Origin of the sequence: Streptomyces sp. NPDC058470 (genome assembly GCF_042721055.1) — a bacterium.
Taxonomy (GTDB): domain Bacteria; phylum Actinomycetota; class Actinomycetes; order Streptomycetales; family Streptomycetaceae; genus Streptomyces.
The window spans coordinates 1-26,961 of sequence record NZ_JBHXMF010000027.1 but is presented as its reverse complement, the minus strand read 5'-3'; the positions used below and the strand labels follow the sequence as shown (position 1 = coordinate 26,961).

21 protein-coding genes, 1 pseudogene and 1 riboswitch are annotated in these 26,961 nt (G+C 69.6%); of the genes and pseudogenes, 4 read left to right on the top strand and 18 right to left on the bottom strand.

The genetic code is table 11. The features are described 5' to 3' along the window. Positions 1-99: 99 nt before the first annotated feature. The 8 genes from ACFWP7_RS20745 to ACFWP7_RS20710 form a co-directional block, all read right to left on the bottom strand. Entirely contained in the window at positions 100-1,389 is a 1,290-nt protein-coding gene (locus ACFWP7_RS20745) for a class I SAM-dependent methyltransferase (RefSeq protein ID WP_384383008.1), read from the bottom strand. A 264-nt stretch (positions 1,390-1,653) separates the two neighbouring features. Further along, positions 1,654-3,054, bottom strand: a complete 1,401-nt coding sequence (locus ACFWP7_RS20740; protein WP_384383007.1) for an NAD(P)/FAD-dependent oxidoreductase — start codon at positions 3,052-3,054, stop codon at positions 1,654-1,656. Between the two features lie 475 nt (positions 3,055-3,529). Further along, complete coding sequence (locus tag ACFWP7_RS20735; protein ID WP_384383006.1) at positions 3,530-4,483, bottom strand: exopolyphosphatase; 954 nt, start codon at positions 4,481-4,483, stop codon at positions 3,530-3,532. Continuing rightward, on the bottom strand, positions 4,480-5,052 hold the full coding sequence (locus tag ACFWP7_RS20730) for a DUF501 domain-containing protein (RefSeq protein ID WP_384383005.1): 573 nt from the start codon (positions 5,050-5,052) through the stop codon (positions 4,480-4,482). Before ACFWP7_RS20730 ends, ACFWP7_RS20735 begins: the two co-directional genes overlap by 4 nt. 214 nt (positions 5,053-5,266) lie before the next feature. After that, the gene (locus ACFWP7_RS20725) at positions 5,267-5,743 is read right to left on the bottom strand and encodes a septum formation initiator family protein (RefSeq protein WP_384383004.1); all 477 of its coding nucleotides are present in this window, start codon (positions 5,741-5,743) and stop codon (positions 5,267-5,269) included. Positions 5,744-5,850: 107 nt separating this feature from the next. After that, the gene (gene eno / locus ACFWP7_RS20720) at positions 5,851-7,137 is read right to left on the bottom strand and encodes a phosphopyruvate hydratase (protein ID WP_384383003.1); all 1,287 of its coding nucleotides are present in this window, start codon (positions 7,135-7,137) and stop codon (positions 5,851-5,853) included. Between the two features lie 364 nt (positions 7,138-7,501). Beyond that, the gene (locus tag ACFWP7_RS20715; RefSeq protein ID WP_384383002.1) at positions 7,502-8,203 is read right to left on the bottom strand and encodes a transglycosylase family protein; all 702 of its coding nucleotides are present in this window, start codon (positions 8,201-8,203) and stop codon (positions 7,502-7,504) included. Between the two features lie 4 nt (positions 8,204-8,207). Beyond that, positions 8,208-8,372, bottom strand: a riboswitch (cyclic di-AMP (ydaO/yuaA leader). A gap of 195 nt (positions 8,373-8,567) precedes the next feature. Further along, the gene (locus ACFWP7_RS20710) at positions 8,568-9,518 is read right to left on the bottom strand and encodes a transglycosylase family protein (RefSeq protein ID WP_384383001.1); all 951 of its coding nucleotides are present in this window, start codon (positions 9,516-9,518) and stop codon (positions 8,568-8,570) included. Positions 9,519-10,239: 721 nt separating this feature from the next. Here ACFWP7_RS20710 and ACFWP7_RS20705 point away from each other — a divergent pair. After that, entirely contained in the window at positions 10,240-11,496 is a 1,257-nt protein-coding gene (locus tag ACFWP7_RS20705) for a cytochrome P450 (RefSeq protein WP_384383000.1), read from the top strand. Between the two features lie 196 nt (positions 11,497-11,692). After that, the gene (locus ACFWP7_RS20700) at positions 11,693-12,904 is read left to right on the top strand and encodes a globin domain-containing protein (RefSeq protein ID WP_384382999.1); all 1,212 of its coding nucleotides are present in this window, start codon (positions 11,693-11,695) and stop codon (positions 12,902-12,904) included. A 260-nt stretch (positions 12,905-13,164) separates the two neighbouring features. On the opposite strand, the gene ACFWP7_RS20695 is transcribed toward ACFWP7_RS20700, so the two are convergent. The 8 genes and pseudogenes from ACFWP7_RS20695 to ACFWP7_RS20660 form a co-directional block, all read right to left on the bottom strand. Next, positions 13,165-14,229, bottom strand: coding sequence for a nucleoside triphosphate pyrophosphohydrolase (locus tag ACFWP7_RS20695; RefSeq protein WP_384382998.1), 1,065 nt, complete (start codon positions 14,227-14,229; stop codon positions 13,165-13,167). 161 nt (positions 14,230-14,390) lie between these two features. Beyond that, the gene (locus ACFWP7_RS20690) at positions 14,391-15,047 is read right to left on the bottom strand and encodes a SurA N-terminal domain-containing protein (protein WP_384382997.1); all 657 of its coding nucleotides are present in this window, start codon (positions 15,045-15,047) and stop codon (positions 14,391-14,393) included. Positions 15,048-15,234: 187 nt separating this feature from the next. Next, a complete protein-coding gene (locus ACFWP7_RS20685; RefSeq protein WP_384382996.1) occupies positions 15,235-16,062 on the bottom strand; it encodes a glycoside hydrolase domain-containing protein in 828 nt (275 codons plus the stop codon). 227 nt (positions 16,063-16,289) lie between these two features. Continuing rightward, on the bottom strand, positions 16,290-17,801 hold the full coding sequence (locus tag ACFWP7_RS20680; RefSeq protein ID WP_384383069.1) for a protein kinase: 1,512 nt from the start codon (positions 17,799-17,801) through the stop codon (positions 16,290-16,292). 17 nt (positions 17,802-17,818) lie between these two features. Beyond that, positions 17,819-18,412 carry a hypothetical protein gene (locus ACFWP7_RS20675; RefSeq protein WP_384382995.1) on the bottom strand — a complete coding sequence of 198 codons (594 nt, stop codon included), beginning with the start codon at positions 18,410-18,412 and terminating at the stop codon, positions 17,819-17,821. Positions 18,413-18,682: 270 nt separating this feature from the next. Next, positions 18,683-19,117: pseudogene (locus ACFWP7_RS20670) on the bottom strand (N-acetyltransferase); the annotation flags it as partial. 17 nt (positions 19,118-19,134) lie between these two features. Next, positions 19,135-19,869, bottom strand: a complete 735-nt coding sequence (locus tag ACFWP7_RS20665) for an HNH endonuclease family protein (protein ID WP_384382994.1) — start codon at positions 19,867-19,869, stop codon at positions 19,135-19,137. Between the two features lie 235 nt (positions 19,870-20,104). Further along, on the bottom strand, positions 20,105-21,019 hold the full coding sequence (locus ACFWP7_RS20660; RefSeq protein WP_384382993.1) for a hypothetical protein: 915 nt from the start codon (positions 21,017-21,019) through the stop codon (positions 20,105-20,107). A 182-nt stretch (positions 21,020-21,201) separates the two neighbouring features. On the opposite strand from ACFWP7_RS20660, the gene ACFWP7_RS20655 reads away from it, so the two are divergent. Further along, on the top strand, positions 21,202-21,780 hold the full coding sequence (locus tag ACFWP7_RS20655) for a TetR/AcrR family transcriptional regulator (RefSeq protein WP_384383068.1): 579 nt from the start codon (positions 21,202-21,204) through the stop codon (positions 21,778-21,780). 181 nt (positions 21,781-21,961) lie between these two features. After that, positions 21,962-22,705, top strand: coding sequence for an SDR family NAD(P)-dependent oxidoreductase (locus tag ACFWP7_RS20650; RefSeq protein ID WP_384383067.1), 744 nt, complete (start codon positions 21,962-21,964; stop codon positions 22,703-22,705). A gap of 69 nt (positions 22,706-22,774) precedes the next feature. Here ACFWP7_RS20650 and ACFWP7_RS20645 read toward each other — a convergent pair whose 3' ends face one another. Then, a complete protein-coding gene (locus ACFWP7_RS20645; RefSeq protein WP_384383066.1) occupies positions 22,775-23,149 on the bottom strand; it encodes a MerR family transcriptional regulator in 375 nt (124 codons plus the stop codon). 73 nt (positions 23,150-23,222) lie between these two features. Next, entirely contained in the window at positions 23,223-26,753 is a 3,531-nt protein-coding gene (gene mfd / locus ACFWP7_RS20640) for a transcription-repair coupling factor (RefSeq protein WP_384382992.1), read from the bottom strand. Between the last annotated feature and the right edge of the window lie 208 nt (positions 26,754-26,961).

The window sequence follows — 26,961 nt, the reverse complement described above, 5'->3', positions numbered from 1 at the left end:
CGGGACGCGAGATGGGGCCTCGTCCGGCGATCGGACGGGGCCCCTTTCTCGTACGGGATCAGGCTTTCCTGTACGGGATCCAGCCTTCCTGTACGGGGATCAGTTCCAGGTGCGCGCCCGCAGCGGCATCCCGGACGTCCCCGAAGCCTCCGGTGTCCTGACCGCCAGTACCTGGTTGACGCTGATGCGGTTGCGCTCGAAGGCGAGGGCGGAGGCGGCCATGTAGAGCCGCCAGACGCGGGCCCGGCCGGGGCTGGTGAGCCGCACGGCACGCCCCCACTGCGCTTCCAGGTTGGCGACCCAGCGGCGCAGGGTGAGGGCGTAGTGCTCGCGGATCGACTCGACGTCGCGGACCTCGAAGCCGGCCCGCTCCAACTGGGTCACCGTCGTCCCGACCGGCGCGAGTTCGCCGTCCGGGAAGACGTACGCGTCGATGAACTCGTCGACGGAGTAGGCCGATTCGTCCCGACGCGGCGGGCGCGCGATCTGGTGGTTGAGCAGCCGCCCGCCGGGCCTCAGCAGCCGGTGCAGCACCTCGGCGTACTCCAAGTACCGTTCGGCGCCCACGTGTTCGGCCATGCCGATCGAGGAGATGGCGTCGAACGGCCCGTCCGCGACATCCCGGTAGTCCTGCACCCGGATCTCCACCCGGTCGGTCAGCCCCTCCTCCGCGACCCGCTTGCGGGCGTACGCGGCCTGCTCCTGCGACAGGGTCACGCCGACCACGCTGACGCCGTACTCACGGGCGGCGTGGATGGCCATGGAACCCCAGCCGCAGCCGACGTCGAGGAGCCGCTGCCCCGCCTTCAGGTCCAGCTTGCGGGCGATGAGGTCGAGCTTGTCGCGCTGCGCGTCCTCAAGAGGGGCTTCCCCGGACTCCCAGTAGGCACACGAGTAGACCATCGACGGGCCGAGGACGACCTCGTAGAAGTCGTTGCCCACGTCGTAGTGGTGGCTGATGGCCCGCCGGTCGCTGCGCTTGGTGTGCAGGTGACGGCGTCTGCGCACCTCCTCTCCGGGCGGGGCGGGCGGCAGCGGCCCGACCAGCCTCACCAGCCCACGCAGAGCGGCACGTACCTCGGGGTCCCGCAGCGCCTCCGCCGACCCCCTGGCGTCCTCTCCCCGCTCCCACACGAGCCCGGAGATCAGGCCGAGGGCGGTGTAGAGGTCGCCCTCCACGCCGAGGTCCCCGGCGACCCACGCCCTGGCGAGACCGAGTTCCCCCGGCTTCCACAGCAGCCGCCGTACAGCCCGTCGATTCCGTACGACGAGTACGGGGGCGGCGGGCGGCCCTGCCTCCGAGCCGTCCCAGGCGCGGATACGCAGCGGGAGCGGGGCTCCCAGCAACTGTTCGACAAGGCTCTTGAGCCGCAGCGCGGCGTCCTGCATGGCGCACACCTCCGTGACGACACTCCCGAACGCTCCAACACCCACGTAAACACCAACATGCTCTTCGTGCAGTCCCTCTTCCGCGTTACGGCTTCGCAAAATAGGTGCAGAGACCATGCTTTCGACGTCGAAGGGGCGGTGCTTTTATCGCCGGTACGGCGGGCGCGGAAACGCCGAAGGGGCCTCCCGCACCACGGATGGCGGGAGGCCCCTTCGGGGCGTTCGGCGTTCGTCGTTCGGCGACCGGCGTTCGGCGACCGGAGGTCAGGAGGCCTTGGCCTTCTCCTCGGTCTTGGCAGGCGCTGCCGCCGCCGCGGCAGCACGGGCGGGCGCCGGCTTGGCGGCCTCGTAGAACTCCTCGCGAGGAGTCTCCATGGCACCGAGCGAGACGACCTCACGCTTGAGGAACATCGCGAGCGTCCAGTCCGCGAAGACGCGGATCTTACGGTTCCACGTCGGCATGGCGAGACCGTGGTAGCCGCGGTGCATGTACCAGGCGAGACGGCCCTTGACCTTGATCTTCACCTTGCCCATGACGATCATCGCAACGCCCTTGTGGAGGCCGAGCCCGGCCACCGCGCCCTTGTTGGCGTGCGCGTACTCCTTCTGCGGGAAGCCCCGCATACCGGAGATCACGTTGTCGCCGAGCACCTTCGCCTGCCGCAGCGCGTGCTGCGCGTTCGGCGGGCACCAGGCGTTCTCGACACCGGCCTTGCGGGAGGCGACGTCCGGCACCTGGGCGTTGTCGCCCGCGGCCCAGACGTAGTCCGTGCCCTGCACCTGAAGGGTGGTCTGGGTGTCCACGTGACCGCGCGGGCCGAGCGGCAGACCGAAGCGGGAGAGGACGGGGTTCGGCTTGACGCCGGCCGTCCAGACGATGGTGTTGGAGTCGACCTCGAGGCCGTTCTTGAGCACGACGTGGCCGTCGACGCAGGAGTCCATGGAGGTGGAGAGGTAGATCTCCACGCCCCGGCTCTCCAGGTGCTCCTTGCCGTACAGGCCGAGCTTGGGGCCCACCTCGGGAAGGATCTTGTCCGCCGCGTCGACGAGGACGAAGCGCATGTCCTCACGGGACACGCTGGTGTAGTACTTCGACGCGTCGCGGGCCATGTCCTCGACCTCGCCGATGGTCTCCGCACCCGCGAAGCCACCGCCGACGAAGACGAAGGTGAGCGCCTTGCGGCGGACCTCCTCGTCCGTGGTCGAGTCGGCCTTGTCGAGCTGCTCCAGGACGTGGTTGCGCAGGCCGATGGCCTCCTCGATGCCCTTCATACCGATGCCCTGCTCGGCGAGACCGGGGATCGGGAAGGTGCGCGAGACCGCGCCCATCGCGATGACGAGGTAGTCGAAAGGCAGCTCGTACGCCTCACCCACGAGGGGGGCGATCGTCGCGACCTTGCGGTCCTGATCGATGGTGGTCACCCGACCGGTGAGGACCTCCGCCTTGGGCAGCACGCGTCGCAACGGGACGACGACATGCCGAGGGGAGATGCTGCCGGCGGCGGCTTCGGGGAGGAAGGGCTGGTAGGTCATGTACGACCGGGGGTCGACAACCGTGACGGTCGCCTCTCCGTAGCGCATCTTCTTGAGAATGCGCCGAGCTGCGTACAGGCCTACGTACCCACCGCCTACTACGAGGATCCTGGGACGCTCCGTGGTGCTCATGCCATCGAGTATCCACCTGCCCCAGGGGGGTCGCTCGTGAGCCCCTTCACAAGCAAGGTCGGCACCTCTGCTACACTGCGCCGCCCACGTGACCGAGGTCATGTCGCCACGAGGGAACCCGCGTACGGTTCGGACCGTTGTCAACACCGCGTGAGCTGCCGCTCCGCCTCCGCGAGGGTCCCGCGAACGGGCCGGAGCGGCCCCCGTTTCACACGCCCGAAACACGCCCCGAACGCTCCAGTGAGCACCCTCCCCTGCCCGGTGAGCCGCCCCGAAGGGCCAGAGGAACGAAATCCTCGTCCAACAGGGCCTTTTTCCTTGTGAAGAACTTCACGAACTTTTCCGGCGGCGTGTCGCCGAGGCGTTTTCCGGACCCCTCAAGTGCGCTCATACGTTGTTCGACCTGCTCAGGAGAGGCCGAGCACACGGCTACGCGACCGCCCACGCGACCCCGTCGGGCAGCGCGGGCGATGCGCTACTCGAGCTCTTCCGCCGCTTTCCACGCGATCCCGTCGAGGATGTCGTGCTCGCTGACCACGACCTCCGCCGCGCCGATCCGCTCCATGATCGCGAGCAGTACGAGGGCGCCGGCGGCGATGACGTCGACGCGGCCCGGATGCATCGAGGGGATCGCGGCGCGTTCGGCGTGCGTCGAGGTCAGCAGGGACTCGGTGATCTCACGGACCCGGTCGTAGGAGACCCGGGAGTGGTGGATGGCGGCCGAGTCGTACACGGGAAGGTTCTGCGCGATCGCCGAGACCGTGGTGACCGAGCCGGCCAGCCCGACCAGCGTGCGCGCCTCTCGCAGCGGCACGGTCCGCTCGGCGAGATCCAGGGCCGCCTCGATGTCGGCACGGATCGCCTCGACCTCGGCGGCCGTCGGCGGGTCACTGACCTTGCCGTCGTGCACGAGGTGGCGCTCGGTCATCCGTACACAGCCGATGTCGACGGACGCGGCGGCACGCACCTGGTCGTCGCCCACGACGAACTCCGTGGAACCGCCGCCGATGTCCACGACCAGGTACGGCCTGGCGAGGTCGTCCCGGCCGGTCAGCTCCTTGGTCGCGCCGGTGAAGGAGAACTCCGCCTCCCGGTCACCGGTGACGACCTCGGGCTCCACGCCCAGGATGTCCAGCACCCCGCGCACGAACTCGTCCCGGTTCTCGGCGTCACGGGAAGCCGAGGTCGCCACGAACCGCACCCGCTGAGCGCCGTGTTCCTTGATGGCCGCCGCGTACTCGCGGCAGGCGGCGAAGGTCCGCTCCAGCGCCTCGGGGGCGAGCCGCCCGGTCCGGTCGACGCCCTGGCCGAGCCGGACGATCGTCATACGCCGGTCCAGGTCGACGAGTTCCCCCGTCGCCGGGTCCGCGTCGGCGACGAGCAGGCGGATGGAGTTCGTACCGCAGTCGACGGCGGCGACACGGGTCACTTGGCGGCCTCCTCTTCGGCGAGGGAGGGGTGGGTGCCGGGCTGATGCGTCTCGGGTGACGGGACCACACAGGCCCCCTTGCGCCACCACTCCGGCAGCATCGCGATGGCCTCGTCGCCCAGCGGGTTCACGCCGGGCCCCGCCGCCAGCGAGTGGCCCACCAGCACATGCAGGCACTTCACCCGGTCCGGCATGCCGCCCGCACTGGGGAAGCCCTCCAGGACCTCGATGGAGTCACGCCGGGCGATGTAGTCCTCGTGAGCGGCGCGATACGCGGCGGCCAGCTCGGGATCGCTCGCCAGCCGGTCCGTCATCTCCTTCATGACCCCGTTGGCCTCCAAGGTGCCGATCGCGGAGGCGGCACGCGGGCACGTGAGGTAGTACGTCGTCGGGAACGGCGTCCCGTCGGGAAGTCGGGGCGCCGTCTCCACCACGTCCGGCTGACCGCAGGGACAGCGGTGCGCGATCGCGCGCAACCCGCGCGGCGGTCGCCCCAGCTGCTGCTTGAAGGCCTCGACATCCGCGTCGGTCGGCTCGGTGCGCGGGGTGGGCGGCGGTGGCGTTTCCATGCCGTGAGTCACATGTCTTTCTGGTCAGCCGGTCAAACGGTCAGTCAGCCAAACGGTCAGTCAGTCAAACGGTCAATCGGCCGGTCTGCCGATTCAGTCAGTCGATCGATTCAGTCAGTCGATCGGTCCGGTCGGTCCGGTCGGTCCGGTCGGTCCGCCGATTCAGCCAGCCGGTCGGTCAGCGGCCCACCGGTGAACTGGTCGATCGGTTCGTTCACCGGTCGGTGGCGTCGGCTCTGTCCACGCCGTCCCACACGTTCGCGTACCAGGGACGGTCGGCCGCCCCCTGGTCGACGCGGGACTGCTTCGCCGCGTCCGGGTCGATCACGATGTAGCCGGTCTCCCCCGGCATCACATAGTGCAGCCGGTCCCGGATCTGCTGCTCCGCGTACGCGTCGTCCTGCCAGCGCGCCTTGAGGTCACGCAACTGCTCGACCCGCGCGCGGGCCTGCTCCCGCTCCCGCACCAGGTCGGAGACCTCGGCGCGCTGGGACACGTACTGCCTTATCGGGTACGCGAGGGCCACCACCAGCGAGCACAGGACAAGGGCGAGGAGCGCCGCCCGCCCGGTGAGCCGCGAGCGGCGGGCCTGCCGCTTGGTCTGGGAGCGGTAGACCCGGGCCGCCGTCTGCTCGCCGAGCAGCTTCAGCCTGGTCGCGGTGGAGAACCGGTCCCGGTCCTTCACGGCCATGTATCCCGCCTCCCCGATACGTCCCTGCCAGCACGTGCGTACGTCCCCGCACACGGTACGGGACCGAGTACGGGGACGTACGTACGACGCTTCCTACGAGGCCCGGCTCAGCCCTTGAAGCGGGGGAACGCGCTACGGCCGGCGTACACCGCGGCGTCGTCGAGGATCTCCTCGATGCGCAGCAGCTGGTTGTACTTGGCGACGCGGTCCGAGCGGGCCGGGGCGCCGGTTTTGATCTGACCGCAGTTCACCGCGACGGCAAGGTCGGCGATGGTGGTGTCCTCGGTCTCGCCGGAGCGGTGGGACATCATGCACTTGAAGCCGTTGCGCTGCGCCATCTCGACGGCGTCCAGGGTCTCGGTCAGCGAGCCGATCTGGTTGACCTTGACGAGCAGGGCGTTCGCGGAGCCCTCCTCGATGCCGCGGGCCAGCCGCTCCGGGTTGGTGACGAAGAGGTCGTCGCCGACGATCTGGACCTTGTCGCCCAGCTTGTCGGTGATGACCTTCCAGCCGGCCCAGTCGTCCTCGTACAGCGGGTCCTCGATGGAGACCAGCGGGTACGCGGAGACGAGCTCCTCGTAGTACTCGGTCATCTCGGCGGCCGAGCGGGACTTGCCCTCGAACTCGTACTTGCCGTCCTTGTAGAACTCGGACGCGGCGACGTCGAGCGCGAGCCCGATCTGCTCGCCGGGGATGTAACCGGCCTGCTTGATGGCCTCGATGATGAGGTCGAGCGCGGCGCGGTTGGACTCCAGGTTCGGGGCGAAGCCGCCCTCGTCGCCGAGGCCGGTGGACAGGCCCTTGGTCTTCAGCACCTTCTTGAGGGTGTGGTAGACCTCGGCGCCCCAGCGCAGCGCCTCGGAGAAGGACTCCGCACCGATCGGGGCGATCATGAACTCCTGGATGTCCACGTTCGAGTCGGCGTGCGACCCGCCGTTCAGGATGTTCATCATCGGGACGGGCAGCAGGTGCGCGTTCGGGCCGCCCAGGTAGCGGAAGAGGGGCAGGTCGCTGGCCTCGGAGGCGGCGTGCGCGACGGCGAGGGAGACGCCGAGGATGGCGTTGGCGCCGAGCGAGCCCTTGTTGTCGGTGGCGTCCAGGTCGAACATCGCCTGGTCGATCAGGCGCTGCTCGGTGGCGTCGTAACCGACGAGCTCCGGGCCGATCTGCTCGATGACGGCGAGGACGGCCTTCTCGACACCCTTACCGCCGTAACGGTTGGGGTCACCGTCACGCAGCTCGATGGCCTCGAAGGCTCCGGTGGAGGCGCCGGACGGGACGGCGGCACGACCGGTGCTGCCGTCATCGAGGCCGACCTCGACCTCGACGGTGGGGTTCCCTCGCGAGTCGAGGATTTCCCGGGCTACGACGACGTCGATGGACGGCACGAGCATCTCCTTCAGGAATGTGACGCGGGTACGCGGGACTGTGGCAGCCCCGCGTAGATGAGCCTAACCGGCTCCGAGGGATCGGCCAGCCGGTCTACCCCCTCTTGTGCAGAACTGAGAGCACATATTGTTCCCGAACGGAACAAAAAGGTGGGGAAGAGGGTGGCGTCGCCGGGACCGGTGCCGGAAATGAAAAGCCCCGCCCCGGTGCGTACGGGGGAACACGCACCGGAGCGGGGAGCCCGTGGGGGACGGGGGTGACCCACACGAGGCCTTCAGTATGGAGACCACGTATGGGAGCGGGCTGTGGTTCAACCGCGAGCTGCCTGTCAGTCGCCGGCCGACCGCCGTCGGCCGGCGACCCGGGCCGTCAGCTGAGGTGCAGCTGCTGACCCGGGTAGATGAAGTCCGCGTCGTCGATGATGTCCTTGTTCAGCTCGAACAGCTTCTGCCAGCCGCCCTTGACGTTCTTCGCCTCGGCGATCTCGCTGAGGGTGTCGTCCTTCTTCACCTTGTACTCACCGTCACCCTTCTTGACCGTCTTACCGGTCGGGGTCTCGACGGTCTCCTTCTTGGCGGTCTCCCGCTCCGAGGAACGCGAGGCACGCTGCTCGTCGGTCCCCGAGCTCGGTGCACTCGGCGTGCTCGGCGTGCTCGGCGTGCTCGGCTGCGAAGGGGTGGTGCTGCCGGCGTCGTTCGCGGCGTTCGACAGGCCCGTGCCGCAGGTCGGCCAGGCGCCCTTGCCCTGCGCGGCGAGAACCTTCTCGGCGACGGATATCTGCTGGGACTTGGAGGCCTGGTCGGCGGTGGAGGCGTACGAGCTGCCGCCGTACGCGGACCAGGTGGAGGAGGAGAACTGCAGGCCGCCGTAGTAGCCGTTGCCGGTGTTGATGGACCAGTTGCCACCGGACTCGCACTGGGCGACGGTGTCCCACTCGGAGGTGGTGGCGGCGGAGGCGGTGCCGGCCGCCATCAGCGGAGCGGCGACGGCGACGCCGGTCACTCCGGCGAGCGTGGCGATACGGGTGACTTTGGACGGGCGACGGTGCTTGCCCTTGCACGAACGCAGCATGAAGTGATCCCCTCACCGACGCCTACGAGGTGAGCTGTCGGGTTCGGGCGGGTGAGTGCCCGGTCGCGCACCCTTCGATGCACGGCTTCACCCCAAGCCACTCCCGGTCAACTACCGGGCGCGGCGCTTACCTTGGGTCCCCCGCTCCTGCCTACGGCGCTTGACGCGACGACTGTTCCCGTACGGCCGCTGGCAGGATTCGGCGTTGCGACCGTCGGGGCTCACTGTGGCGAGCGGTCACGACCGTAGGCAGGCGATCGGCGGAATATCAAAGACGATCAGGGGGTCTGAGATCCATCTCTCATTCTCGCCAAACTGGACATTCTATGGCGAACCATGACGCGAACTCCCGCTGCTTTTCACCCTATTCAGCACCAACTGCCAGGCTCTGACCGGGGAGGATGAGGTCCGCGTCGGCGCCGACCGTCTCCTTGTTCTCGTCGTACAGCTGGGTCCATCCGCCGTCGAGGCCAAGGGCGTCGGCGATGACCGAGAGGCTGTCGCCGGCCTGGACGACATAGGAGCCGTCGACGACGGCGCGGGCCGTGTCGGAGTCACGTGAGGCGTGCCGTCCGGAGGTGGCGTCGTCCGTACGGCCGTCGGTCGCACCCTCGGTGGCGGTGTCACCACGGTGACGCCCGGCGGTCGCCTCATCCTCGGGCGCACTCGAAGAATCGTCGGCCGGGGCGGACTTATCCGATTCATCACTTTTCGTGGCACTTGGGTCGGCGCTCGCGTCCGCACTCGCCTCCACCTCCGGAGCGTCGGAGTTGGTGGGGTTTCCGGTGTCCTCGGTTGCGTCCGCGGAGGGCGAGCCGGACGGGGAGGGGCTGGACGATGCGGACGGGGAAGGGCTGGACGATGCGGACGGGTCCGCGGAACCGGGCGTGGCCGACGGTGAGTCGTCCACCACGCCCGTGTCGACCTCCACCGAGGCGGAGTCCTTGCTGAGCCCGGAGAGGGGTCCGCAGGTGGGCCAGGCGACGAGCCCCCGGCCGTCGAGGATCTTCTCGGCGACGGCTATCTGCTGCGAGCGGCTGGCCTGGTCGGCGCTCGGGGCGTACTCGAGGCCGCCGTAGTTCTCCCAGTCCCACTGGGTCACATGCAGCCCGCCGTAGTACCCGTCACCGGCGTTGTCGCTCCAGGCGGCACCCGTCTCGCACTCCGCGACGCGGTCCCAAGTAGTGGTGTCGGCCGCACTCGCACTCGCGGCACCGAGCAACGGGATCGCGATCGCCGATCCGGTCACTCCTGCCGCGACAAGGAGAGCCGGGGCCTGACGGGGGCGACGATGGCGACCGTTCCCGGAGAGCATGCGGAAGCCCTTTCATGTGACAGCAGGTGACTACAGCGACATACGGCGACGCCAGCCGACGTCTGCGACGCATGATCCGCGCTGTTCGTCGAACGTATCCGCACGCGAACGCTTGTCACAAGTCGATGCAGCGTAGATCACGTGAAGATCACAATGTTGATGGATCGTCAGCTTTCCGCAGCCCCCGAACCGCCTCAGGCCCACCCGGCGGACAACTGGAGCGGAGCCGTGAACTCCACTGGAATCGTACGCAATCCACGTATAATGCGCCCCCCGCGTCAGTGCAAATCGGCGGAATCCCTTGCGAGTTGGAGGTCGGGAGGCGGGTGGTCCGGCCTCCCCGGCGCGGGGAGGCGGGGTAAGCCGAATTCGGTGAGGTGTGCAGGGCCACGGAGTGTCACGAAATGAGTCGGCCGCAGACCCGGCACTGGGTTTGGCTACCGCCGCGCCCCCGTGTCCTCAGCGACCACACCACGGACCACGGACGCCGGGGCGGCAAGGCATGGGCGCACCACAGTGGGCGTGTTCAGTCCTCCGAGACTGTTCCGTCCCCGGGGTGTTCGAGCACCGGCGGGAAGGTTCCGGCTCCTTTGCGCTGATGCAAGCGCGCTGGGGCCGGTGCCGTTTTGGGGAACTTTCCCTGTCACTCTGTGCAGTTGAAGGGAAATTGCACAATTCGGCGATCTCACCCGCGCAACACGGCGCCCGGTACCGTCAGCCCGTGAACGCCCCCCATAACAAACCCGAACTCTTCACCTGGGAGTTCGCCACCGACCCCTACCCTGCCTACGCGTGGCTCCGCGAGCATTCGCCCGTGCACCAAACCACGCTCCCCAGTGGGGTGGAGGCCTGGCTGATCACCCGGTACGCGGACGCCAAGGAGGCTCTCGCCGACCAGCGGCTCTCGAAGAATCCCGCCCACCATTCCGAAGACGCCCACGGCAAGAGCAAGACGGGCATCCCCGGCGAGCGCAGCGCCAACCTCATGACCCATCTGCTCAACATCGACCCGCCGGACCACACGCGGCTCCGCCGACTCGTCTCCAAGGCGTTCACACCCCGCCGGGTGGCCGAATTCGAGCCCAGAGTCCAAGAGTTGACCGACCAGCTCATCGATCAGTTTGCGCATACCGGAAGCGCCGACCTCATTCACGAGTTCGCCTTCCCCCTCCCCATCTACGCCATCTGCGACCTACTCGGCGTCCCCCGCGAGGACCAGGACGACTTCCGGGACTGGGCGGGGATGATGATCCGGCACGGCGGTGGGCCCAGGGGCGGTGTCGGGCGGTCCGTGAAGAAGATGCGCAGTTATCTCGCCGAGCTGATCCAGCGCAAGCGGGAGGCGCTCTCGGACACACTCGGCCCCGGCGAAGACCTCATCTCCGGGCTCATCCGCGCCTCCGACCACGGCGAGCACCTCACCGAGAACGAAGCAGCAGCCATGTGTTTCGTACTACTGTTCGCAGGTTTCGAAACGACATTGAACCTGATCGGCAACGGCACCTACGCGCTGCTGCGCAATCCGACACAGCGAGCACAACTACAGAAGTCGATCGAGCACGGAGATCAGGAACTGCTCGACACAGGCATCGAAGAACTACTTCGTTACGACGGCGCGGTCGAACTCGCTACTTGGCGCTACGCAACCGAGCCCCTCACGATCGGCGGACAGAGAATCGCTTCCGGTGATCCCGTGCTCGTGGTCCTCGCCGCTGCCGACCGTGACCCGGCTCGTTTCCATGAGCCGGACACACTCGACCTCTCCCGCCGGGACAACCAGCACCTCGGATACGGACATGGCATCCACTACTGCATCGGCGCACCGCTCGCCCGCCTCGAAGGCCGCACCGCGCTGGCCACCTTGCTGCGCCGCCTACCCGATCTTCAGCTTGCCGCCGACCCCGCGGACTTGCGCTGGCGTGGCGGCCTGATCATGCGCGGACTGCGGAACCTTCCTGTGGAGTTCACGTCTGCCTGACGCAGGCTGACCAGCCCGGCTCGGAGCAGCGGAAGAGCGCGGAAGCGGTACGCATGGAGGCGGGAGGCTTGGGCGAGCGCCCTCAGCCAACGGTACTCAGCGATCCCCTCTCGGTCTCTCACCCTCTTCACCCCGAGCTGTCCGGAAATCACCTGCTGGTTGACTTCGCGACTCGGCAAGTCCCTACAGTCGCGAAGTGGACCCCGAAATACTCAGATCCAGCTTCGCGGTCGTCGAGAGACGGGCCGAGTTCGCGGTCAAGTACTTCTACTCGCATCTGTTCCGGCACAACCCGGACGTACGCGGGCTGTTTCCGCTGGACTTTCCGGAGGACATGGAGCGGCAGCGGGACCGGCTGTTCGCGGCGCTGACGTATGTGATGGAGCGACTGGGGGATCCGGCACTGCCGGGATACCTGCGGGAGTTGGGGCGAGATCACCGGAAGTACCTGGCGGAGCCGGACCATTACGCCGCCGTGGGGGCGAGCCTGATCGCCGCGTTCACCTTCGTGGCGGGGTCGGCGTGGAACACAGAGGTCGAGAAGGCGTGGGCCGAGGCGTACGGGGCGATCGCCAATGTCATGCTCCAGGGCGCCTGGGAGGCGCAGCAGGACGGTGAACCGCCCTGGTGGGACGCCGAAGTCGTGGCCCGGACCCGGCACGGTGACGATCTCGCCGTACTGACCCTGCGGCCCGACCGGCGACTGTGCTTCTCCCCCGGCCAGTACGTCAGCGTCAACGCCCCGCATCTGCCGGGCATCTGGCGGCCGTACTCGCTGGGCAACGCGCCCCGCGCCGACCACACCGTCGACCTGCACATCAGCCGGGTCGAGGGCGGGGTGCTCTCCACCGCCCTGGTCCGGCAGACGCGGGAGGGGGACGTCCTGCGGCTCGGCGCGCCCTGCGGCGGGATGACCCTGCGGCCACCCGTCGAGCGGCCGCTGACCTTCATCGCGGCCGGTACGGGGTGGGCGCCCGTCAAAGCGCTGCTGCAGCAGCTCGACGCCACGCACGAGGCCCGGCTTTTCCTCGTCGCCCGGGACACCTCCTATCTTTACGACCGGTCCGCCGTCGAACGACTTCAGGCCCGACTTCCGCTGCTCTCCGTCACGTTCATCACCCCTGCGCCCGGCCGGCCCAAGGCGGAGGCGACCGAGCGGTTGCTGACCGCGCTGGGCAACCGCGCGGGCTGGGAGCGGCACGAGGTCTATCTGGCCGGTCCGCCCAAGCTCGTCGAGGAGATCGGCGCCGAGCTTCCCGGGCTGGGCACTCCGGCCGAGCGGATCTTCCACGACGTCCTGGCGCCGACCGCCGAGGACCGCACCCGGCCGCTGGGCACGGCGGAGTGGCTGCTCGACCGTCCCCAGCCGACCTGGCACAACCCGTCGGGCCGCGCACCGAGCGCGTGAGCGCGTGAGCGCGTGCCCCCCGCGCCGGGGGTGGACCTCACACCTCGGCGGGTGGCTTGGCTCCGGCCGCCCGCATCCCCGGCGGTTACGCCGGCCCCGACCGACCGCACCCCGCGGGTCACCCGACTCCGACCCGCAACCCACCCGAGTCGCCGCACTCCGCCCGCCCTATCCCCCGGCTGCCCCGGCCCCGACCGACCGCACCCCGACCGGTCACTCGACTCCGACCCGCAACCCGGCAGGTTGCTCGGCCCCGCCCCTCACCCCTCCCCGGGTCGCTCCGTCGCGCGGATTGCGTCGCGGTAGGCGCGGGCCGCCGTTCGCAGTGCTGTTTCCGGGTCCACGCCCTCGGCCTCGGCGCGGGCGGCTATGGCCAACAGCTCGTATCCGACGCCTTCTCCTCGGGGGAGTTCGACCTCAAGTCCTGCCGTGCGCACCCGGGATGCCAGCTTTGCCGCCAGGGCCAGGCCCGGCTGGCCCAGTGGGATCCCCTCTGTCACGGACGTCCGGCGCTTCTCCTCGGCCTTGGTGCGCAGCCAGTGCTCCTTGACCTCCTCGGGGGTCGTGGCGGTCTCGTCGCCGAAGACGTGGGGGTGGCGGTGGATCAGCTTCGTGACGATGCCGCCGACGACGTCGTCGATGGAGAAGGGGTCGTCCTCGTCCTCCGGACCGCCTTCCTCGGCGATCCGGGCGTGGAAGACGACCTGGAGCAGGACATCGCCGAGTTCCTCCCGCAGCTCGTCCCGGTCGCCCTCCTCGATCGCCTCGACGAGCTCGTACGCCTCCTCGATGCCGTACTTCGCCAGGCCCTCGTGGGTCTGCTGGGACGACCAGGGGCACTCGACCCGAATGCGGTCCATGACCTGGACGAGGTCGAGGAAGCGGGCGCCCGGCAGGTCGTACGAGGCGGGGAGCAGCTCCAGGTCCGGCATCTGTATGCGACCGGAGCCCGCGAGCCGGGACAGCCCGTCGGTCAGCCGGGGCTCACCCTCACCGGTGGCGACGACGACCACGGTGCGGCCGCCGGCACACGCGTCGATCAGTTCCTGCGCGTGCGGCGCCGTCTCGTCGACGGTGATGCCCGCCTCGCGGAGGTAGGGCAGCTGCGGGTGCGCGCCGTCCGCGCACAGCACCTGGTCGGCGCCGCGCAACGCCTGCCAGGCGGGCCAGGACAGCAGACCGGGGGCGACGCGGTGGCTGGTGGTGAGCAGGACGATACGGCCGGGGGCAAGGGCATCGGTGCCGGGCGCGGGGGCAGCGGCGTCGGGCACCGGCGTACCGGTGCCGGTCGCGTCCGGGCCGCCGTCGAAGCTGGTTGCGTTCACCCCTCGAACGTAACCCACGCCGCCGACCACCCCACCAGTTGTCCACAGGCCAGGCGGCCACCCCGCCCGTCCCCAGGTCGGGCGGCCGCACGACACCGGCAGCGGGCCCGGCCGCGGAACCGTTTATCCACAGCCCCGGCCCCGGCCCTCCGGGCTGTCCGTTACGCCGTCTCCGGCGTCTGGGCCGCCGTAACCTCCCGCAGCCACGGCGTCTTCACGTCGACGCGGCTGCTCTTCTGGACGTCCCAGGCGCCGTAGCGCGGGTTCAGGTCGACGTCCAGCTTCTTGGAGGCCTCGGACATCGCCTTCCAGAAGGTGGCCTGGCCCTCGGTGGTGTTCATGTCGGCGCCGATCGCAGCGGCGAGCTTCTGGGCCTCGATCTCGGTGCGGAGGCTGTCGTCGAGACGCTTGGGCGCCACCCCGTACTGCTGCAGCCAGGCCGACTCCAGCGCCTTCGCGCCGCCCGCCTGCTGCTCCAGGGACGTGCGCAGTTGCTGGGTGTCCTTGCGGGTGACGCTCACGCCCGCACTCTCCGCGGCCTCGTCGAGGACCCGGTCGAGGACCAGGGTGTGCAGGGTGTCGCGGGTGAGGCTGCTGGTCTGGGAGACGGCCTGCTTGTACTGGGCCTCGTCCGTGGAGGCGGCGCGCTGCGCCGTGCGCACCTCGTTCACGCGGCTCTCCAGCTGCGCGACGGTGATCCGCTGCCCGCCGACGACGGCCGCGGCACCGGGGTGCGCCTCGCTGCCGCAGGCGGTGAGAAGGGGGGCCGCGGCGACGATCGCGGCGGACAGGACGAGCGCGGTGCGGCGGCGGTGCAAGGAAGCCTCCCGAGGAGATTGTGCGGCGGTGCACAAAGTCTTGCGGTGATCGATGGTAGGCAGTGGCCCAGCTCTCGGCCACCCATTCGACCAACGATTCGCAAGCAGTTCAGGCACCGCCGCACCAGCACGTCGTCCTGAGCCCGCGTCCTGAGCCCATGGCTTGACCCGCCCCCGGAGCGCGTCGTCAGCCGGTGATCGCCACCGGCGCGTCCCACGCGTTGCGGTCCACGGTGATCGTGTAACCGCCGCGGGTCTCCTTGCTGTTCACCATGTACTGGTGGGCGCGGCTGTGGTTGGTCCACAGGCTGGCCGCGAAGGGCCAGTCGGTCGTGGTGCTGTTCTGCTTGTCCCATAGGGCGTACCACATGTTGCCCGGCAGGTCCGTGCGGTCGGTCTCGACGGCGATGGCCTTGGCGCTGGAGCTGGAGAAGCCGTAGTAGCCGGAGCGGTAGATCTTGCCGCGCAGGGCCTTGTCGAAGGCGCGCACGTACGTCAGTACCGCCTTGTTGCAGGCCGTGTTGGTGATGTCGTACGCCTCCATGTCCAGGTAGATCGGGCTGCCGGCCTTCATACCCAGGGCGGAGGCCTTCGTCACGGCGTCCGCGGCGTCGGTGGCGCCGAGTGAGGCGGCGGTGGCGGCGGTGATCTTCTCGGGGCTGGAGCCGGTCTGGCAGGGCGGCTGGGCGCCGACGTACAGCGGGATGAGTTTCCAGCCGACCGTGCTGACCGACTTGACCCAAGAGGCGGTGAGGTTGGGCTGGGCGCAGCCGCGGTTCTTGCCGCCGATGTAGACGGCGGCGGCGCCGTAGAGCCCGCCGTGCCACGCCTTCATCGCGTTGAGGGAGGGCGCGGTGCAGGCGTCGAAGGCGCGGCCGGTGTACGTCCGCTGGGCGGGCCATGTGGTGGCCGCCATCGAGTTCTGCGCGGCGATCCCGGCTCCGGCGACCACGGCAACACCGGCCGTGGCCCATGCCACGTATCTGCGCTTCTTGGACTGACGATGGCTGGACATGCGTGACCCCACCCCTAGTTGTGTTCAGGTTGTTCTTGGTGCTTGGCAGTTCTCTGGGCGCTCTGGTCGCGCTCTGGTTGTGTGCCGGCTTTGCGTCCGCTGCGACACGGAGGCGGATCGCACGGTATCCGGTGCCGCACCCGCGTTCGGAAAACCCCGGGCCCTGATCATCACAAGAATCGGCCAAGCCGGCGCAAAACCGTCCGTGTTCTCACCCCGTGCGCGCTCTATCCGCGCACCTGCCCCAGCCACTGCAAGGTCCGCCTGATCTCCGCCACCATCGGATACCCGGGCCCGCACAGGCGTTCCACGTCGTGCATCAGCCGGACCAGTGTGTCGTGTGCGGCGCCGCGGTCGCCGAGCGCCAGCAGCAGGTGGCCCATGCGACGGCGGACTTCGAGAGAGATTTCGGGGTCACCGGCGACGTACTGGTTCTCGTAGTACGGCAGCAGCGCGCGGTACTCCGCGAGCGCGGCAGCGGGTTCGCCGAGCTGTTCGAGGCACTGGGCGGCCTCGTAGCGGAAGCGCAGGGACTGCGGGTCGGACTGGCCCGCCTCGCTTGCCCGTTCGTCGGCGAGACGGCGCAGTTCGGGCAGCGCGCGCCGGTACTGGCCGTCGTCCATGAGCGTGGCGGCGTACTGCTTGCGCAGGGTGCGTACGACGGCGGAGTGCGCGCCGTGCTCGGCGGCGGCCGCCGGGAGGATCGCGCCGAGGATGTCGACGGCCTGCGTGATGCGCCCTTCACCGAGGAGACGCTTGACCTCGTCGACGGCGCCCACGACGTCCGGCCTCTCCGCTTTCTCCACCGCGGGCGCGGCCTGTGGCTGGGGAGCGGGCGTGCGCGCACGGTCCGGCCAGGGGGCGTGCGGGCGCAGGAAGGGGCGCATGGGGTCAAGTGGGGCGCCGGTGGGCATGCCACGCGCCGGTAGCAGCGGGAGCAGTTGCTCGTACGCCTCCTGCGCGGACGCCGGCCGGTGCTGGGGGTCCTTGGAGAGCAGGCGCAGGACGAGGTCCTCCAGGGCGGGCGGGACCTCGGCGCGCAGTTGGCGCACCGGGAGCGGCGGCTCGTAGAGGTGCCGGTGCAGGACGCCGAGGGCGGTCGAGCCCGAGAACGGCACGTCTCCGCTGAGGAGTTCATGGAGGAGCACGCCGAGTGCGTACAGGTCGGTGTACGGCCCGACCGCGCCGCCCATCGCCTGCTCGGGTGCCATGTAGGCGGGGCTGCCGATGGGTGAGCCGGTGTGGGTGAGGCGGGTGGTGTCGGTGTCCATGACGGAGGCGACCCCGAGGTCGAGGACGGTGACCGTGCCGTCCTGCTTGACCATCACGTTCCGCGGCTTCAGGTCGCGGTGGACGATCGGGACGGCGTGCACGGCGCTCAGCACGGCGCACAGTTGCGCGGCGACCGCGACGGCCCACTGCCAGGGGTAGGGGTCGTGTTCGGCGAGGTGGTCGGAGAGGTCGGCCCCGTCGACGTACTGCATGACGAGGAACAGCTCCTCGCCCTCGCTGCCCGCGTCGTGAACCGTGACCAGGCCGGGGTGGTCGACCTGCGCGGTGACGCGGCACTCGCGCACGAAGCGGCGGCGCAGCTCGTCGGCCTCCTGGCCCGCGACCTTGTCGGGGCGCAGCAGTTTGACCGCGACACGTCGGTCCAGGCGCTGGTCGTAGGCCGTCCACACCTGGCCCATGCCGCCCTGCCCGATGAGCGTGGACAGTTCATAGCGGTCGGCGACCATACGCTTTGCCGCCACGCTCACCGGCCGTCCTCGGGGTTGCTCTCGTGCTTGCGCAGGTAGTCGCTGAGCTCGTCGAGTTCGGCGCGCACCTGGTCTATCCGGGCGGGCGCGGGGCGCTGCGGCGGCGCGTGCGGCGGGACGGGGGTGTGCGGCGGAACGGCGGTGTGCGGCGCGGGAGTCGGCGGTATCGGCGTCTGTGAGTGCGTGGCGGCGTACGGGGAAGCGGCCTGTGGGTAGCCGTATCCGGCGACCGGCGGCCGCTGGGGTATGTAGCCGGGGAACGGGGGCCCCTGACGGTGGTGCTGGATGTCGGCGATCAGGAAGTGCACGGAGGCGAACGCGCCGAGCAGCAGGATGACGGCCAGCGCGACGTCGGTCCTGGCGTCCTCCTCGGGCAGCGAGCCGATCACGGCGAGACCGCCGATCGCGAGAGGCAGACTCACCCAGGCCAGTGCCCAGTCGAACCACTTGCCGCGCAGCACGGCCACCCTGAACAGCGGGACGCACGCGAGCAGTCCGCAGGTGAGGAATCCGGCGGCGGCGATCAGCACACGGAGGGTGATGACGGTGCCCGAACTACGGGAGGGCGGCGCCGCGCCGTGGCCGTACATGACTTCTCCCGGTTACCTGATGGGGACGGACTGATGAGGAAGGACCGACAAGTTCGAAGTCCGAGCGTATAGGCCGACAAGGACAACCGGTCCCGGCTTGTACCGAACCGTTGCCGGGCCGATCACTTCGCCCGCGTCCCAGGGAGTCCAGGGAACCTCAGAGAGTCCCTGAGGACCCCCTGGGAGTCTCTGGAACTCGACGGTTGCTCGGCCGGGTGGCGGTTGATACGTCACGTGGATACGTCAAGGGCATGCGTCAAAGGGCATGCGTCAAAGGGTGTGTCGCGCCCACACATTGGGCTCGACGTACACGGCGTATCCCCGGCCCCGTTCGCAGTGCACCGGCACCAGTACGCCGAGAACTTCGACGAGGCCCTCCGTGTCGAAGGGCAGCCCCGTCCAGTCGCGCCACTCCGCCAGCGAGGCCGCCACGGTCATCGACGCCTGCGCCACCGCCTCGATGACACCGCCGGCCCGGACGTGGACGCGCAGCCACGGGTCGTGCGGCAGCCCGTCGGCGCGCTTGCGGAACGCGTACTCCTCCATCGGCGTCCGCGGTTCCAGGTGCTTGGCGCTGGGGCGGACGGGTGCGACGATCTCACCGAAGCCGTGCGCGTAGGCGTTGTCCCGCATCGCCCGGAGCATCCGGGCCGACAGACCGCCGCCCTGGGCGTGCGGGGCGACCACGATCGAGATGGCGCCCAGCATCACCGGCGCCGCCCTCAGTCCGCGTGAAAGCGGGCCGGTGCGTCCGTCGGGTTGCCGCCGGACGGTATTTTCTGGTCGGGGCAGCTTGCGAGTACCCGCTTCATCGCGGCCTTCTCGCTGCTGGTGACCCACAGCTCGTACTTCTTCTTGACGGCCACCTGGGCGGCGACATACGTGCAGCGGTACGCCTTGTTCGGCGGGAGCCAGGTCGCCGCGTCGCCGTCGCCCTTGCTGCGGTTGGTGCTGGAGTCGACGGCACGGAGGTTGAGCGGGTCGTTGGCCAGAGCTATCCGCTTGCCGGCGTCCCAGTACTTGGCGCCCTTCTGCCAGGCGTCCGAGAGCGCGATGACGTGGTCTATGTCCACCAGGCTGCGACCGCGGGTGAACGTCACGTCCTTGCCCGTGTAGTGGTCCGGGTTGAGCACCCCGGAGGACACCTTGCAGTCGCCATCGCTGAACTTCACGTCATCCAGGTCCCGTTTGAGTATGTCGTCGCGGGTGTCGCAGTCGTTGGAGTCCGTGTCGGCCCAGGCCGTGCCGAACTTCTCCCTGGTGTAACCCGTCTTGGGCGCACGCCCCTTGACGGTCAGTGAGTCCACGGCGGTGAGAGCGGCGCCGCCTGCCACCGTCTCCTCCGGGCCCGCGGCTCCGTCCTCGGGCTCGACCTTGCAGCCACTGACACCGAGGCTGACGCCCACTACGAACACCATCAGCGCGGACCCCGCACCCCCACCCCGCAGACGCGCCACGACGCTCTCCCCTTGTCTAGGACCTGTACGAACTGTCTAGGACCTGTACGAACGCGTGTCCCCCGGCCCCACGGTAACGGCCCGAATGTTCGCGCCATACCTGCCCTCAACGGGCAAGAGGTGCACGCCGGGTGCACGGCCGGCGCGAGTCACCTCTGAAAGGACCTCTGGATGAGCGCCTTCTGGCTCCCTCCCGTCTCCCCTCTTTTCTACGCGTCAGTCTCCCCAGCCCCCGTCAAACCTTCCCAATTCCCAGCGTCGTCTCCGAAGGCAGCAGCCCCGAGCCGAGCACCGCGACCCAGAACTCACCCAGAAGTTCTGCGAGTTGTCCCACGGCGTCGGGTCCGATCGCCTGCCAGGGAGCTGCGGCCAGCTCGTCCGTGTGCTGTTCGACCTGGCGGCGCAGCTCGCGGCCGGCGTCAGTGGCGGTACCCGTCTCGGTCAACAGGCCGCGCCCGACGAGCCGTTGGCGTGCGGCGGCCCATTCCTCGGGGTTCCACCCACGGCTCTCGAAGCGCTCCACGGAGGCCGCGCCGATCGCCGCGAAGGAGACGAGGGATTCGACGGGGTCCAGCCCCGCGACAAGCAGGGCCGCGAGATGGCCGTCTCCCCGGTGCTCACGCAGGATCGTTGCCGCGTGCCACAGCTGGAGGTGCGGAGCCTTCGGCCATGCCAACTCCGCGTTGGCGGCGGCCAGTGGGCGACCTGCGGTGTTCGCGGCCTCGGCTGCGCGGCGGGCCAGCGAGGCGGCCTGCGCCAGTTCGGGACTGGATATGCGCTCGCCGAATATCGCGCGGTAAGCCCGGTCGACAGCCCGCTCCCGTGCCCTCAGCACCTGCTCAGCAGTCGCTGTCCGCCACGCGGAGTCCATGTGTTCGCTGACCATGCGCGGGCTGAAGCTGTAGAAGGCGGAGGTCACGCGCCCGCTCCCGGTCTCCCCCAACGGGGCAGCGCGGAAGGGGAAGTAGCTCGGCCAGCGCTCCTCGATCCCGTACCCGAGCGCGGCCGCCTCCTCGAAGGCCTCCGGTGCGTAATACAGCACGGCGTGCAGCGGCTCCAGCAGGTGCCACAGCTGGCGCACCCGGCCGAGTTCGACGCGGTCGCCTTCCACCGCGCCACGCTTGCTCGCCTCGCTGACGTTCTCAGACATGACCCACCCCCTCGCCCCGCATCGATCGTCGCGATGCACCCCATAACTTGACACTGACAAGATTGCCGAAATCTCCGCAACTTGTCAATGCCTAGATTCCGCGTACGCTGCTGACCATGGCCCCTGCCAACACCAACGCGAGTAGCGATACCCCCAACCGCGCCGACACCGATGCCATCGCCATGACCGGTGAGGGCCCCCGCCCCTACCACCACGGCGACCTGCGCCGCGCGATCCTCAATGCCGCGCTCGACGTCATCAGCGCCGACGGTCCGTCCGCGCTGAGCCTGCGTGACCTGGCCCGCCGCGCCGACGTCTCGCACGCGGCGCCGGCCCACCACTTCAAGGACCGCACCGGCCTGCTCACCGCGATCGCGGCCGAGGGCTACGAGCTGCTGGCGGCCACGCTGTCGGAGGCCGCGGATCTCAAGGACGGGGGCGTCCGCTACGTACGCTTCGCACGCGAGCACCCGGCGCACTTCCAGGTGATGTTCACGCCGGAGCTGCTCCGCGCGAACGACCTGGAGCTGATCACCGCCCGCACCCTCGCGGGCGAACGCCTGCGCACCGCGGTGTCCGCCGTCCCGCCCGAGGGCCGCGGCGTCGACGCCCGCCTCGCCGGAGTCGCCGCCTGGTCCCTGGCCCACGGCTTCGCCACGCTGCTCCTCGGCCACAACCTGGACGGCCCGGTCGGCGACCAGGATCCCGAGGAGGTTTTCCGCACGCTGTCGGAAATGCTGTTCCGGCCCAAGTCAGCCTGACCGGCTTGGCCTTGCCTCTTGCCCCTCAGTCCCTGGCCTTCAGTCCCTGGCCTTGAAATCGGGCTTGACCTTGACGCCGGCGTCAGGGTTCGACGATCTCTCCATGAACGACACGAACGACACGAACGAAACCAGCGCCAACACCGCGAACCACACCATCAACACGACCGGCACAAGCGACATGCACAGCCCCAGAACCGTCCTCGTCACCGGAGCCGGCACCGGCATAGGCCGCGCCACCGCCCACGCGTTCGCCGCGCAGGGCGCCCGCGTCATCGTCGTCGGCCGTCGCCCGGAGCCCCTCGCCGAGACGGCCGAAGGCCATCCGGGGATCACCGCACTCTCCGCCGACATCACCGCCGACGGGGCCCCCGCCCAGCTCATCCGCACCGTCCTCGACACCCACGGCCGCCTGGACGTCCTGGTCAACAACGCGGGGATCGTACGGACGGAGTCCCTCGGCAGCTACACACGCGCGTCCATCGACCCGCTGCTCGCCACAAACCTCACCGCCCCGGTCTTCCTGACCCAGGCCGCCCTCCCGGCACTCACCGAGAGCAAGGGCGTGATCATCAACGTGAGTACGTCCGTGGGCCAGCGCGCCTGGCCCGGCAACTCCCTCTACGCCGCCACGAAGACCGCCCTCGAACTCCTCACCCGCAGCTGGGCCGTCGAACTCGCCCCGCACGGCATCCGCGTCTGCGCGGTCGCTCCCGGCGCCATTGCGACACCCATCGCCCAGCACTCCGGTTTCACCCCGGAGTACAGCGCCGCGATGCGCGAGTGGCAGCTCGCCCACACACCGCTGGGCCGCATCGGCCGCCCCGAGGAAGTGGCCTGGGCGATCACCCGACTCGCCTCCCCCGAAGCCTCCTTCGTCACCGGCGTCGTACTCCCGGTGGACGGAGGCGCCGTACTCACGTAGAGCCGTCCCCACGTGCAGGAAGCCCCACACGAAGCCGCCCCCACGTAGAACAAGCCTCAGAAACCGCCCTCACCCGACCGAAGGACCCACAACCCGCCCCGTGACCTCGCGCAAGGCATCGGCCAGGCGCTCACGAACCGCCTGCTGCGCCGCGATCCGCTCGTCGATCACGGCAAGGCGTTCCAGCGCGACCTGGAGCGCCTTGCCGGACGCGGGCCCGGAGGTCATGTCCCCGTCCAAGCAGGGCAGGAAGACGCGCACGTCGTCGAGGGTGAGGCCCGCGGCGAGGAGGTGGCGGATGTTGCGTACGCGGGTGACGGTCCCTTCCTCGTAGAGGCGGTAGCCGTTCGCCGCACGCCGCGACTCGATCAGACCCGCGTGCTCGTAGTGGCGCAGGGCGCGGGGAGTCGCGCCCGTAACCCGCCCCAGTTCACCGATCCGCACCACTGCCCCCCACCCCATCAAAACCCCCCGCGACCCCGCCAAACGCCTACGACTCCTACGACTCCTACGACTCCTACGACCCGAGAATCGTCGCCAAGAACTCCCCGGTCCACCCCAGCAACTCCCGGCCCACCAACGGCTTTCCCCCCACCTTGGCCGTCTTGGGGCGCGGTACCAGCAGCTGATGTGCGGTGGGCTTGATGACCGTGCCCGGGTACAGCCGCTTCAGCCGCAGTTCCTGGGACTCCCTCAACTCCGCGGGTGCGAAGCGGATGTTGTTGCCCTGGAGGACGACCTCGCCGACTCCGCAGGCGCGGGCGAGCATCCGCAGGCCCGCGACGAGCAGCAGGTTCTCCACCGGCTCAGGCAACTTGCCGTAGCGGTCGACGAGTTCCTCGCGTACGGCCTTGACGTCCTCCTCCGTGTTGGCGGAGGCGATGGAGCGGTAGGCCTGGAGGCGGAGCCGCTCGCCCGGCGCGTAGTCGTGGGGGACGTGTGCGTCGACCGGGAGCTCGATCCTGACCTCCAGGGGCGGCTCTTCCACGACGCCGCCTTCCAGGGACGCCCGGTAGTCGGCCACCGCCTCGCCGACCATGCGTACGTAGAGGTCGAAGCCGACGCCCGCGATGTGGCCCGACTGTTCGCCGCCGAGCAGGTTGCCCGCGCCGCGGATCTCCAGGTCCTTCATGGCGACGTACATGCCCGCGCCCATCTCGGTGTGCTGGGCGATGGTCGCGAGGCGCTCGTGCGCCGTCTCGGTCAGGGGCTTCTCCGGCGGGTACAGGAAGTAGGCGTATCCGCGCTCACGGCCTCGGCCGACCCGCCCGCGCAACTGGTGCAGTTGCGAGAGGCCGAAGTTGTCGCCGCGCTCCACGATCAGCGTGTTCGCGTTGGAGATGTCGATGCCCGACTCGACGATCGTCGTCGACACGAGCACGTCGAACTTGTTCTCCCAGAAGTCGACGACCACCTGTTCCAGGGACGATTCCGACATCTGACCGTGGGCGGTGGCGATGCGCGCCTCGGGGACGATCTCGCGGAGGCGGGCGGCCGCGCGGTCGATCGACTCGACGCGGTTGTGGATGTAGAAGACCTGGCCCTCGCGCAGCAGTTCGCGGCGGATCGCGGCGCCGATCTGCTTCTCCTCGTACGGGCCGACGAAGGTCAGCACCGGGTGGCGTTCCTCCGGCGGGGTGGTGATCGTCGACATCTCGCGGATGCCGGTCACGGCCATTTCCAGCGTGCGGGGAATGGGGGTGGCCGACATCGTCAGTACGTCCACGTTGGCGCGCAGCTTCTTCAGCTGTTCCTTGTGCTCGACGCCGAAGCGCTGCTCCTCGTCGACGATGACCAGGCCCAGGTCCTTGAATTTGGTATCCGCGGAGAAGAGCCGGTGGGTGCCGATGACCAGGTCCACCGAGCCCTCGCGCAGGCCCTCAAGGACCGCCTTCGCCTCCGTGTCCGTCTGGAAGCGGGACAACGCCCGTACGTTGACCGGGAATTGGGAGTAGCGCTCGGAGAAGGTCCCGAAGTGCTGCTGCACGAGCAGCGTGGTGGGCACGAGCACCGCGACCTGCTTGCCGTCCTGTACGGCCTTGAAGGCGGCGCGGACAGCGATCTCCGTCTTGCCGTAGCCGACGTCGCCGCAGACCAGCCGGTCCATCGGGACCGTCTTCTCCATGTCGTCCTTGACCTCGGCGATGGTGGTGAGCTGGTCGGGGGTCTCCGCGTACGGGAAGGCGTCCTCCAGCTCGCGCTGCCAGGGCGTGTCGGGACCGAACGCGTGCCCGGGGGCCGCCATGCGGGCGGAGTACAGCTTGATGAGGTCCGCGGCGATCTCCTTGACCGCCTTCTTCGCCCGCGCCTTGGTCTTCGTCCAGTCCGCGCCCCCGAGCCGGTGCAGGGTCGGGGACTCTCCGCCGACGTACTTGGTGATCTGTTCCAGCTGGTCGGTGGGGATGTAAAGGCGGTCGCCCGGCTGGCCGCGCTTGGCGGGGGCGTACTCGACTACCAGGTACTCGCGGGTCGCGGCCTGGACGGTGCGCTGCACCATCTCGATGTAGCGGCCCACGCCGTGCTGCTCGTGGACGATGTAGTCGCCCATCTCCAGCGTTAGCGGGTCGATGGTCTTGCGGCGGCGGGCCGGCATCCGCACGCCGTCCTTGCCGGCCGCCTTCGCGCCGGAGAGGTCGGTCTCCGTCAGGACGGCGAGCTTGAGGGCCGGGTCGATGAAGCCGTAGTCGATCGAGCCGCAGGAGACATGGACGATCGAGGGGCTGATGTCGGCCACATCGGTGTCCAGCCGGGCCGCGATGCCCTCGCCGCCCAAGACCTCGACGGTGCGGGCGGCCGGGCCGTGCGCCTCGGTGACGTACACCGTGCACCAGCCGTCGGCCAGCCAGCCCTTGGTGTCGGCCAGCGCCCTGGCCGTGTCGCCGCGGTAGGTCTCCGGGGCGTGCATACCGAGCTTCAGCGTGTCCGCGTCCAGCTCGTCATCGGCGGCGAAGGGCGACACCGACCACCACATCATGTCCAGCTCGCGCGCCCGGCCCCGTACGTCGGCGATGGACCACAGGGACGCCGCATCGACATCGATGGGCGCCTCGCCGCCGCCCGCGGTCGCCGCCCAGGACGCCTGCAGGAACTCCTGCGAGGTCGCCACCAGGTCCGAAGCCCGCGTCCGCACCCGCTCCGGGTCGCACACGACGGCCATCGAGCCCTCGGGCAGTACGTCGATCAGCAGCTCCATGTCGTCGACCAGGACCGGAGCCAGCGATTCCATTCCCTCTACGGCGATACCCTCGGCGATCTTGCCGAGCAGCTCGCCCAGCTCCGGGTGCTCCTCCGCCAGCCGCGCCGCCCGCTCCCGTACCTCGTCCGTGAGCAGCAGTTCACGGCAGGGCGCGGCCCACAGCCCGTGCGCGGCGACCTCCAGCGAGCGCTGGTCGGCGACCTTGAAGTAGCGGATCTCCTCGACGTCGTCGCCCCAGAACTCCACCCGCAGGGGGTGCTCCTCGGTGGGCGGGAAGACGTCGAGGATGCCGCCGCGGACCGCGAACTCGCCGCGCCTCTCGACCAGCTCGACCCGGGAGTACGCGGCTGCCGCGAGCGCTTCGACGATCTCGCCCAGGTCGGCGCTCTGGCCCGTGCGAAGGGCGACGGGCTCCAGGTCGCCGAGGCCCCTGACCTGCGGCTGGAGTACGGAGCGGATCGGCGCGACGACGACCGAGACCGGGCCGGTCTCCGGGTCGTCGGGGCGCGGGTGCGCCAGGCGGCGCAGTACGGCCAGGCGGCGGCCCACCGTGTCCGACCTCGGGGACAGCCGCTCGTGCGGGAGCGTCTCCCAGGCGGGGTACTCCACGATTCCCTCCGACGGGAGGAGGGAACGCAGCGCGGCCGCCAGGTCCTCGGCCTCGCGGCCCGTCGCCGTCACCGCCAGTACGGTGCGGCCGGCCTCACGGGCCAGTGCCGCCACCGCGAAGGGACGGGCCGCGGGCGGGCCGACCAGGTCGATGTGCATCCGGTTGCCGTCGCCGGCGGCCTTCACCGCTTCCGTGAGGGCGGCGTCCTTGACGACGGCGTCGAGCAGACCGTGCAGGCTCATGAAGGGCTTCCATCCCGGGGAGTGGGCAACGCGAACGACCCGACACGTGTTCCGGGCCGGGGTCCTCCAGCGTACGTCGGCGCTGCGCTCGCTGTGGGGTGGTGGGGTACCCGGGGTGGGTGCGGGCGTCCCCTGGGGGCTCCGCCCCAGACCCCATATCGCGCTGAACGCGCTCGTCCTCAAACGCCGGACGGGCCAGGCGTCAGCC